We start from the raw sequence: 4,240 nt of genomic DNA, 5'->3' as shown, positions 1-4,240 counted from the left end.
CGGCGCCGTCCGCCGCTCCGGGGGGGGGGCCCCCGGGCTCCCCGCCCCCCGCCCCACCGCCGTATCGCGTCGTACCGCTCCGCTCAGGCCGCGCCGTCCGGCCGCCTGCGGGCCGACAGCAGGTCCTCCAGCTGCTCCTCACGGGCCTGCGCGGCGACGAAGAGCAGTTCGTCGCCCGCCTCCAGGGAGTCCTCCCGGGACGGCGTCAGTACCCGGGTGCCGCGGATGATCGTCACCAGCGAGGTGTCCTCGGGCCACTGGACGTCCCCCACCTGGGTGCCGGCCAGGGCCGACTCCTCCGGCAGCGTCAGCTCGACCAGGTTGGCGTCGCCGTGGCTGAAGCGCAGCAGCCGGACCAGGTCGCCGACGCTCACCGCCTCCTCCACCAGGGCGGACATCAGCCGCGGGGTGGAGACGGCGACGTCCACGCCCCAGGACTCGTTGAAGAGCCACTCGTTCTTCGGATTGTTCACCCGGGCGACGACGCGCGGAACGCCGTACTCGGTCTTGGCCAGCAGCGAGACGACCAGGTTGACCTTGTCGTCGCCCGTCGCGGCGATGACGACGTTGCAGCGCTGCAGCGCCGCCTCGTCCAGCGACGTGATCTCGCACGCGTCGGCGAGCAGCCACTCCGCCATCGGGACGCGCTCGACCGAGATGGCGGTCGGCGCCTTGTCGATGAGCAGGACCTCGTGGCCGTTCTCCAGCAGCTCGCCCGCGATCGAACGGCCGACCGCGCCGGCTCCGGCAATGGCGACCCTCATCAGTGACCGCCCTCCTCTTCGGGACCCTTGGCGAACGCCGCCTCGACCTTGTGGACCTCGTCGGTGCGCATCATCACGTGCACGAGGTCACCCTCCTGCAGGACGGTCTGCGAGGAGGGCAGGATCGCCTCCCCGAGCCGGGTGACGAACGCGACCCGCACGCCCGTCTCCTCCTGGAGCCGGCTGATCTTGTGACCGACCCAGGCCGAGGAGGTGTGCACCTCGGCGAGCTGGACACCGCCGGTGGGGTCGCGCCACAGCGGCTCGGCACCCGAGGGCAGCAGCCGGCGCAGCATCTGGTCGGCCGTCCAGCGGACGGTGGCCACGGTGGGGATGCCCAGGCGCTGGTAGACCTCGGCACGGCGAGGGTCGTAGATGCGGGCGGCGACGTTCTCCACGCCGAACATCTCGCGTGCGACGCGGGCGGCGATGATGTTCGAGTTGTCGCCGCTGGAGACGGCGGCGAAGGCACCGGCCTCCTCCACGCCCGCCTCACGCAGGGTGTCCTGGTCGAAGCCGATGCCGGTGACGCGGCGGCCGCCGAACGAGGAACCGAGGCGTCGGAAGGCGGTGGGGTCCCGGTCGATCACGGCGACCGTGTGCCCCTGCTGCTCCAGGGTCTGGGCCAGTGCCGAGCCCACCCGCCCGCAGCCCATGATGACAATGTGCACGGCTCACACCACTCTTCTTCTCAGCCCTCTTACCGGGGTGAACATCCCGTTCATCTTCCTCTTTCGGCTCGACGGGCAAACATACGCGGCCCCGCTGAGGGCCGCGGGTCACCATCATGCCGGTCCGCCGCCGCCGGACCCCGCCGGGGTGGTTCGTTCGCGTTGTTCAGCTCCGTTGAACCGGAACGCGGTCGCGCCTCAACACATTGACGGTGACGTCACGCTTCGCCCGTCCTGTGTTGAGGCCGGAATCCGATCGTTCGGTGGATGACGGGTCGGGGAGTGCTTGCCACGATGGACCTCGGCAAGAGAACTGGCCGAGAGCCAGCCAAAGACCGGGCGGCGGCCCTTCGAGGCCGAGGAGGACCGCCGTGGACCAGCACCCCGTCCGCTCACGGGAGTGCGGGGAGCACGCGAGGGCGACCCGGCGCACCGAGCTGTCCGGCAGCACGCGTGGCAGACCCCTCGGACGATGGATACAACCTGTACAACCTCGGGGGATGTGTGGAAATCAATATATTGGGACCCGTATCGATCAACACGCCGCACAGCGGCGGCGGGATCCGAGCCGGGAAGGTCCGCACGCTGGTGGCGACACTCGCCGTCGACGCGGGCCGCGCCGTGTCGCTCGCGGACCTGGTGGACGAACTCTGGGGGGCGACCCCGCCCGACAACGTTCTCAACGCCCTCCAGGCGCACGCCGCGCGCGCCCGGAAGGTGATCAACGAGCGCGCCTGCCCCGAGCGGGCCGGCGGCATCCTGCGCTCCGTGCTCGGCGGCTATCTCCTGGAGATCGACCCGCAGTGCGTGGACGGCAACCGGTTCCTGCGGCTCGTCTCGCAGGGCGCCTCCGTGCTCCCGGCCGACCCGGCGCGCGCCGTCGAACTGCTGGAGGCGGGGCTGCGGCTGTGGCGCGGCCCCGCCCTCATCGACGCGGGTGAGGGCAGGCGCTGCCGGGGCGCTGCGGCCCTGTTCGAGGAGCGCCGGCTCACGGCCCTGGAGGACCTGGCGAGCGCGCTGTTCCTGCTCGGTGGCGAGGCCAGGGCGATCGCCATGCTCCAGCAGTTGGTGGCGCAGCACCCGCTGCGCGAACGGTTCTGCGAGCTGCTGATGGTCGGCCTCTACCGGGTGGGACGCCAGGGCGACGCCCTGGAGTCGTACCACCTGGCCAGGAAGCGGCTCGACGAGGAGCTGGGCGTCCAGCCGGGCGCGCTGCTGCGCCGACGGCATGCCGAGATCCTCGCCCAGGACCCGGTGCTGAAGGTGCCGTCCACGCTGCGGCGGGAGCCGTACCCGCAGGCCGGAAGCAGCCTGCTCACCGCCTGACGGCCCCCCCCCGGGCCGGTCGCGGCCGGCGCCCCTGTGAACAGGAACGAGAAGTTGTCAGACAAGGAAACAGTCACGGACAGGGGCGCGTCGCCGGCGACACCGGCGACGCCCCGCCCCCCGGAACCGATCGCCATCGTCGGCATGTCCGCCCTGCACCCACGCGCCCGCGGCATCGAGGAGCTGTGGCGGCTGCTGACCGCCGCCGCCCCGCCGCCCGGCGCCGGCACCGACGCGGGACCGGCACCGGCACCGGCGAGCCTCGGCGACACCGAGGTCGACGTCGCGCGCTACGGCATCCCGCCGGCCCAGGCAGCCTCCATGGCCCGGCTGCAACTGCTCATGGTGGAGGCGGCCCGCCAGTGCCTCGACGACGCCTCGGGCCCCGGCGGCCTCCCGGCCCGCACGGACGTCGTCGTGGGCACCTGCCTCGGCCTGGACCGGCAGTACGCCAACGCGCTGCGCATCGAGGGCGCCCGCTATGCCCGGGACCTGGCGGAGGTCCTCGCGGACGGCTCGTGGCGGGACGACGGCATCGACCCGCAGGAGGCCGAGCGGGAACTCAACGACGTGCTGACACGCCGGCTCGGCGCCTCCCCGCACGACCGGGTGGGCGAGATGGCCAGTACGATCCCGGCGCGCATCGCGTCCGCCTTCAAGCTGCGCGGACGCACCCTCGCCGTCGAGTCGGCGGACGCCACGTCGTACTGGGCCCTCGCGCACGCCGTGGACAGCCTGCGCGCCGGGCTGACCGACGCCGCGCTGGTCGTGGTGGGGCAACGCGACGAGGGCCGGTTCGCGCGGCGGGCGCTGGCGGCGAAGGGGTTCGCGGCCGGACCGGACGGGGCAGGCGACGCCCCCGTACTCGCCGAAGGGCTCGGGGCGCTGCTGCTCAAGCGCCGCTCGACCGCGCGGCGGGACGGCGACCGCGTGTACGCGTCGGTCCTGGACTGCGCGCTGCGGCACGAGGGGCGGCCGGGCACCTTCCGCCACTCGTTGTCGGCCGGGCACCGCAGGGCGGTCGCCGAGGCCGCGCACCGTACGGCGGGCGTCGGGCCCGGGTCGGTGGGCCTCGTCGAGTGCGCCGGGCCGGGCACGGACGCGCTGGGGCGTGCCGAGCAGGAGGCGATGGCCGCGCTCCACGCCGGCGCGCCGCGGCACTCGGTGGCCCTGGGCAGCGTGCGTGACCGGCTCGGCCACACCTTCGCCAACGCGGGGCTCGCCGGTGTCACGAAGGCGGCGCTGGCCCTGCACCACCGCACCGTGCCCCCGGCGCGGCCCGGCGCGACCGCAGAGCCGTTCCGGGCGCCGCGCACGGCCGAGCCGTGGGAGCCGCCCGCGGACGGCACGCCCCGCCGGGCGGCGGTGCTGGGCGCCTCACTGACCGGAACGGTCTGCCACGTGCTGCTCGAAGAGCACACCCCGGCTCCCGCCGGGGCCCCGGAGCCGACCACCGGTTCGCCGGACGACGCCGCGGTC

The 4,240-nt window shown here is 73.8% G+C and carries 4 protein-coding genes; 2 read left to right on the top strand and 2 right to left on the bottom strand.

Features of this window, described 5'->3' with window-relative positions:
* Positions 1 to 83: 83 nt before the first annotated feature.
* Both AB0P07_RS35430 and AB0P07_RS35425 read right to left on the bottom strand, forming a co-directional pair.
* Positions 84 to 764 carry a TrkA family potassium uptake protein gene (locus AB0P07_RS35430; RefSeq protein ID WP_365558228.1) on the bottom strand — a complete coding sequence of 227 codons (681 nt, stop codon included), beginning with the start codon at positions 762 to 764 and terminating at the stop codon, positions 84 to 86.
* Positions 764 to 1,435, bottom strand: a complete 672-nt coding sequence (locus AB0P07_RS35425) for a TrkA family potassium uptake protein (protein ID WP_042821828.1) — start codon at positions 1,433 to 1,435, stop codon at positions 764 to 766. Before AB0P07_RS35425 ends, AB0P07_RS35430 begins: the two co-directional genes overlap by 1 nt.
* Before the next feature lie 588 nt (positions 1,436 to 2,023).
* Here AB0P07_RS35425 and AB0P07_RS35420 point away from each other — a divergent pair.
* Positions 2,024 to 2,761, top strand: coding sequence for an AfsR/SARP family transcriptional regulator (locus AB0P07_RS35420; RefSeq protein ID WP_365558221.1), 738 nt, complete (start codon positions 2,024 to 2,026; stop codon positions 2,759 to 2,761).
* Positions 2,762 to 2,797: 36 nt separating this feature from the next.
* The coding region (locus tag AB0P07_RS35415; protein WP_365558219.1) for a polyketide synthase at positions 2,798 to 4,240 on the top strand (1,443 nt) is incomplete at its 3' end.

This window comes from Streptomyces sp. NPDC085944 (assembly GCF_040686295.1).
In the GTDB taxonomy this organism is placed as follows: Bacteria; Actinomycetota; Actinomycetes; order Streptomycetales; family Streptomycetaceae; genus Streptomyces; species Streptomyces salinarius.
The sequence above is the reverse complement of the archived record's forward strand: the minus strand, read 5'-3'. Positions and strand labels throughout refer to the sequence as shown.